Genomic DNA, 6,196 nt, shown 5'->3' with positions numbered 1-6,196 from the left:
AACAACCAGGATGTTGGCTTAGAAGCAGCCATCATTTAAAGAAAGCGTAACAGCTCACTGGTCTAATTAAGGGTCTTTGCGCCGAAAATGTAACGGGGCTAAAGCCATACACCGAAGCTTTGGGTTTGCAGCTTGCTGCAAGCGGTAGCGGAGCGTTCTGTAAGTCTGCGAAGCCGGATCCGTGAGGACCGGTGGAGATATCAGAAGTGCGAATGCTGACATGAGTAACGATAAAGGGGGTGAGAGACCCCCTCGCCGAAAGTCCAAGGGTTCCTGCTTAAAGTTAATCTGAGCAGGGTTAGCCGGCCCCTAAGGCGAGGCCGAAAGGCGTAGTCGATGGGAACCACGTTAATATTCGTGGGCCTGCGGGTAGTGACGGATCGTGTGTATTGTCCATCCTTACTGGATTGGTTGGGCAGTGAAGCGGTTCCAGGAAATAGCTCCCGCGTATAGACCGTACCCGAAACCGACACAGGTGGACTGGTAGAGAATACCAAGGCGCTTGAGAGAACTCTGCTGAAGGAACTCGGCAAATTGCACGCGTAACTTCGGGATAAGCGTGACCCTTATGCGGGCAACCGTATGGGGGTGGCACAGACCAGGGGGTAGCGACTGTTTATCAAAAACACAGGGCTCTGCGAAGTCGCAAGACGACGTATAGGGTCTGACGCCTGCCCGGTGCCGGAAGGTTAAGAGGAGAGGTGCAAGCTTTGAATCGAAGCCCCGGTAAACGGCGGCCGTAACTATAACGGTCCTAAGGTAGCGAAATTCCTTGTCGGGTAAGTTCCGACCTGCACGAATGGCGTAACGACTTCCCCGCTGTCTCCAGCAGAGACTCAGTGAAATTGAATTCCCCGTGAAGATGCGGGGTTCCTGCGGTTAGACGGAAAGACCCCGTGCACCTTTACTATAGCTTTACACTGGCATTCGTGTCGGCATGTGTAGGATAGGTGGTAGACTTTGAAGCAGGGGCGCCAGCCTTTGTGGAGTCACCCTTGAAATACCACCCTTATCTACATGGATGTCTAACCGCGGCCCGTCATCCGGGTCCGGGACAGTGTATGGTGGGTAGTTTGACTGGGGCGGTCGCCTCCTAAAGAGTAACGGAGGCGCGCGATGGTGGGCTCAGAACGGTCGGAAATCGTTCGCTGAGTGCAATGGCATAAGCCTGCCTGACTGCGAGACTGACAAGTCGAGCAGAGACGAAAGTCGGTCATAGTGATCCGGTGGTCCCGCGTGGAAGGGCCATCGCTCAACGGATAAAAGGTACGCCGGGGATAACAGGCTGATGACCCCCAAGAGTCCATATCGACGGGGTTGTTTGGCACCTCGATGTCGACTCATCGCATCCTGGGGCTGGAGCAGGTCCCAAGGGTATGGCTGTTCGCCATTTAAAGCGGTACGTGAGTTGGGTTCAGAACGTCGTGAGACAGTTCGGTCCCTATCTGCCGTGGGTGTAGGAATATTGACAGGATCTGTCCCTAGTACGAGAGGACCGGGATGGACGTATCTCTGGTGGACCTGTTGTGGCGCCAGCCGCATAGCAGGGTAGCTATATACGGAACGGATAACCGCTGAAGGCATCTAAGCGGGAAACCGACCTGAAAACGAGTATTCCCTGAGAGTCGTGGTAGACGACCACGTTGATAGGCCGGGTGTGGAAGCGCAGTAATGTGTGAAGCTTACCGGTACTAATAACTCGATCGGCTTGATTGTTCGCATTGCTCATGCCCATTTTATGGGACAGCACAAAGCACAGCTTCTCGAATTGAACATGCTCTTTGCCGACCTGGTGGTTATGGCGGAGCGGCTGCACCCGATCCCATTCCGAACTCGGCCGTGAAACGCTCCAGCGCTGATGGTACTTCGTCTCAAGACGCGGGAGAGTAGGTCGCTGCCAGGTCTGCCAAGCGCATGTTCGCCAGTTTCTCTTTACGTTTGCCGCCACTCGGGTGGCCTTGGGGCCGGCTACGGCCCCTTTCGTTTGCAGAGCGGAATTTTTCGTAGGCAAGTGCTTACGGCATATGGTGACGCGGGGTGGAGCAGCCCGGTAGCTCGTCAGGCTCATAACCTGAAGGTCGCAGGTTCAAATCCTGCCCCCGCAACCAAATTCTCTTTGATCTTATGTCGAAACGCCCGCCTCACGGCGGGCTTTTTGCGTTTGGCCTGGCGTCTTGGCCTTATCCAAAAAGGGGCAAAACGACGGATCTCAGAAGACAAGTTTCTCGGCGTTCCGATAGGCAATCGGCCGGCAGTCTCCATTGAACGATGTTGAGAAAGGCTGGCGGGGACAAGGCGGCTTCCGAGTGGCCACTTCGGCGATGTGTGCAGGTGGGCTATCGACAGCGCCGTTTTCGGCGTAGGCCATCCGGGAGCACCACGTGTGAACCACTATTCGGTCCGATCTGCGCGAGACGATGGCGCGAGGTGGCAGACCACCGGCGCGGCATCCGAAAGCTGCGAGCGGACAAGCCCCCCTTGCAGCTCTGGTAGTCGGCTATCGCAAAGATCACCCCTCACCGTCGGGATGAACGACCAGCGGGCCCACCAGCACCTGGCCGAATAGCGGCTGCAATGCGCGCCTCCGGGCCGGCTCTTCCTTGAAGGCAATCGCGTACTGGCCGATCTGGTGGAAATAGGTAATGCGCGCCCGCACAAGGCTCTCGTCCTCGTCGTAGCCCATGGCCGCGAAGGAGCGTTGCAGCAGTTCGAGCCGAAGGTCGTCCATGTCGGAGACCTCGCCATGGAGCGAGCGCGAGGTGCGCGCCCAGTCGCGTATCGCCAGATCCAGCAGCGGGCTGAACGGCTTTTCGTCCACCCAGACATGCACGATCGTGGAGAAGAACGAGAATCCGTCGGCAATCTCGGCACCGCGCAAGGCCTCGAAAGGCGCGCAATTGTTGCGCCGCCATTCCTCGATCAAGGCATCGTGAAGATCCTTGAGACTGGAGAAATGGAAATAGAAACTGCCGCGCGTCACCTTGAAGCGTTGCGCCAGGCGATCGATCTTAACCTCGGCGATGCCGCGCTTCTCCAGAACCTTGCGCGCCGCGGCAACCCAGGCGTCCCGGGTCAGCGTTTGCCGGCGCGCTTGCGATGGGCGTCTTCTGGTCGTTTGCGGGTCGGTCTTCAAAAGCGCCTGCGTCTCCCTCAACGCGAATCTTGCAGCCGAGCGATACTCAGCCGATTTGCCGGAGGCTTAAAGAAACTCGGCGACCAAGTCATCCCGGAACGATCAGTCCAGAGCTGCGATGCGCTCCAGCATCAACTCGAAAAAGGGTGGCGGGTCGATACGCCGAAGCACTTTGCAATTTTTGGGGCGGCCAGTGACGTGCCACCAGTCGACGACGGTCATGCCGATCGTCTCCGGTGACACGATATCGACGGTCACGTGACAGTCTCGTTGCTCGTAGATTTCCGGCGCCAGCAAATAGCCGGTCACGCACGCGTCGTGTATTGGGCGCGCGTCGCTCGGGAATTTGTGTGAGCCATACTGCCGGAAAAAGTCCGCGAGGTTCGCCGCTTCGATCGCGGCGCGCTTGCCCGTAGCGCGCAACCTGTCGAGCCACTGGGGCGTCATCTGTGCCGAGTAGGTGCAATCGATGGAGGCCATGGTCACCGGCACGCCGGAATGAAAGACCTTATGCGCGGCATGCGGGTCGACAAAGATGTTGAACTCTGCCGCAGGTGTCGCATTCCCGCCCTCGAAGAAGCCGCCGCCCATCAGCACCACTTCGCGCAAGCGAGGAACGATGCGCGGTTCCATCGCCATGGCCATGGCCAGATTGGTCATCGGCCCGAGCGTGCATACGGTCAGCTCCTTTTCCGGCGCGTCCATGATCGTCCGAACAAGAAAATTGACGGCATGCTCGGGCTGCGCGGCAATCCGCGGCTCCGGCAGATCCGCACCGTCCAGGCCGGTTTCTCCATGGACATACTCAGCCGTGACGAGCTTCCGCACCATCGGCGCAGGGCAACCGGCATAAACCGGTATGTCTGGTCGCCCGGCCAGCTCGATGACCTTCAGCGCATTGAGCGTCGTCAGCGGCAGCGGCACGTTGCCACCGACGGTCGTTATGCCGACCACCTCCAGTTCCGCAGGAGACCCGAGCGCGAACAGGATTGCGAACGCGTCATCCTGACCGGGATCGGTATCGATGATGATCTTGCGAGGTGGCATGCGAACCTCTTTCCTCCACAGTGCCGACAAGGGGTCTTGCCGAGCGGTTTTCGATGTGTAGAAATACAGTACTGTATTTTATGTTCAAGGTAGGAGACAGACATGAACGCCAACGCCCGTGGCGATTTCTCCAATATCCCCGTCCTTGATGTTTCGGCGCTCTATGGCGACGATCAGGACGCCATCGACGCGGTGGCGAACACGCTGCGTGGCTATCTCGAGAACATCGGGTTTCTCTATGTCGTCGGCCACCCCATCGCCCAGGCGGATATCGAGGCCGTACGCGAAGCCAGCCGGGCGTTCTTCGCCCTGCCTGAAGAGGAGAAGCTGGCGCTCAAGATCGACAAGAATTTCCGTGGATACCTGCCGTTCGCCGGATCGACCATCGTCACCTCCTCGGTTGCCACGATCAGCAAGCCCAACCAGAGCGAGTCGATCTTCTTCATGCACGAAGTCGATGCAGACGATCCTCGCGCCCAGGCGGGAAGGCCTCTGCAGGGCCCGAACCAGTGGCCGGACGAGACGAAGCTGCCGGACTTCCGCCAGACCATCGAGCGTTATGTCGATGAGATGACCGTTCTGTCGCGCAAGATGGTCGGTGCGATCTCGACGGCGCTCGGCCTGCCGGCCCACAGTCTCGACCGCCATTTCGACGAGCCCACCACGTTCCTGCGCCTGCTGCACTATCCGACACAGCCCGCAGAGGAAGGCCTGTTCGGATCAGCGCCGCATACCGACTACGGCTTCATCACCCTGCTGGCCCAGGACGACGTCGGCGGCCTGGAGGTAAAGAACAAGAACGGCGACTGGGTGCCGGCGCCGCCCATTCCGAACTCGTTCGTGATGAATGTCGGCGACATCCTTGCGCGCTGGTCGAACGACGTTTTCGTCTCCACGCCGCATCGCGTCATCAACCGTTCGGGCCGCGAACGATATTCGCAGCCCTTCTTCTTCGACCCGTCGATGGAAGCGATGATCGAGGCGCTGCCCGTTTGCGTGCCCGCGGGCGAACAGCCGAGATATGCGCCCATAGAGTATGGCGAATACCTGATGGAACGCATCGACAAGAACTATCACTACCGCAAGAAGCTTGCCGCTGAAGGCGCGGCCTGAAGCGACAGAACAACACTGGAGGAGAACATGAAGAAATACGCATTGGGATCAGCACTCTTCGCGCTGGCAGCAACGGTTGCCTCCTCGGCTTTCGCCCAGGTCACCCCGTCGTCTGAAGTCAAGGAAAGCGGAACGCTTATCATTGCGAACACGCTGGACTATGCGCCGTTCGAATATCTGGATGCGGACGGCAAGCAGGCCGGCATCATCGTTGAAATGGCCGAGCAGACTGCCAAGACGATGGGCGTCGAGCTCGATATCCAGCGCACACCGTTCCCGTCCATGATCCCGGGCATCGCCGCTGGCCGCTTCAGCATCGCGTGGGAAACATTCTCGGCGAACCCCGAGCGCCTCCAGCAGGTCGATTTCGTCATGTTCCTCAAGGCAGGCATCGCCGCGTCCACCAGCCCCGAAAAAAGGGCCAGCTTTACCGGCGATACGCCACTTTGCGGCAAGCGCATCGGCGTTTCGGTCGGCAGCGGCTCGGACTTTCTCGCTGACACGCTCAGCAAGGAGTGCACCGACAAGGGGCAGCCAGCCCTCGAGAAATCCGTGTTCAACAACTCCACCGACATGGTCCAGGCAGTCCTGTCCGACCGCATCGACGCCCGGCTCGACGATGCCACTGCATCGAGCTACTTCGAGGTGACCAGCAACGGCCAGCTCGTCGTCCTGCCGACGCTTTACGAAGTGGCGCCGCTGGGCATGGCGATTGCCAAGGACGACAAGGAAACCGCCGACATGATGGTCGGCGCGCTCTCGGAGATGTTCAAGAACGGCAGCTACCAGGCCATTCTCGACAAATACGGAATGGGCGCCTACGCGATCAAGGAACCGTATTTCGTCAACGACATGTCGCAGCTTCGCAGCGACTGAGCCCTGGCCGCGCCGCCATCCTCAGGG

4 protein-coding genes, 1 tRNA gene and 2 rRNA genes (1 of these 7 cut by a window edge) are annotated in these 6,196 nt (G+C 59.0%); 5 read left to right on the top strand and 2 right to left on the bottom strand.

The genetic code is table 11. The features are described from left to right. The 3 genes from ACVJNE_RS04400 to ACVJNE_RS04390 form a co-directional block, all read left to right on the top strand. A 23S ribosomal RNA gene (locus tag ACVJNE_RS04400) occupies positions 1–1,716 on the top strand; it begins 1,084 nt to the left of the window's first position. A gap of 72 nt (positions 1,717–1,788) precedes the next feature. Next, positions 1,789–1,903 (top strand): 5S ribosomal RNA (rrf, locus tag ACVJNE_RS04395). Positions 1,904–2,031: 128 nt separating this feature from the next. Beyond that, positions 2,032–2,108, top strand: a tRNA-Met gene (locus tag ACVJNE_RS04390). 401 nt (positions 2,109–2,509) lie between these two features. Here ACVJNE_RS04390 and ACVJNE_RS04385 read toward each other — a convergent pair. Both ACVJNE_RS04385 and ACVJNE_RS04380 read right to left on the bottom strand, forming a co-directional pair. Then, a complete protein-coding gene (locus tag ACVJNE_RS04385) occupies positions 2,510–3,154 on the bottom strand; it encodes a TetR/AcrR family transcriptional regulator (protein WP_499563348.1) in 645 nt (214 codons plus the stop codon). 81 nt (positions 3,155–3,235) lie between these two features. Continuing rightward, entirely contained in the window at positions 3,236–4,180 is a 945-nt protein-coding gene (locus ACVJNE_RS04380; protein WP_499563347.1) for a nucleoside hydrolase, read from the bottom strand. Between the two features lie 102 nt (positions 4,181–4,282). On the opposite strand from ACVJNE_RS04380, the gene ACVJNE_RS04375 reads away from it, so the two are divergent. Further along, positions 4,283–5,293: an isopenicillin N synthase family dioxygenase gene (locus ACVJNE_RS04375; protein ID WP_499563345.1), complete on the top strand. Its 1,011-nt coding sequence runs from the start codon at positions 4,283–4,285 to the stop codon at positions 5,291–5,293. Between the two features lie 27 nt (positions 5,294–5,320). Continuing rightward, complete coding sequence (locus tag ACVJNE_RS04370; protein ID WP_499563343.1) at positions 5,321–6,169, top strand: ABC transporter substrate-binding protein; 849 nt, start codon at positions 5,321–5,323, stop codon at positions 6,167–6,169. The last annotated feature ends 27 nt before the right edge of the window (positions 6,170–6,196 follow it).

The sequence above is a fragment of the Mesorhizobium sp. DxT genome, from assembly GCF_058448885.1.
The sequence above is the reverse complement of the archived record's forward strand: the minus strand, read 5'-3'. Positions and strand labels throughout refer to the sequence as shown.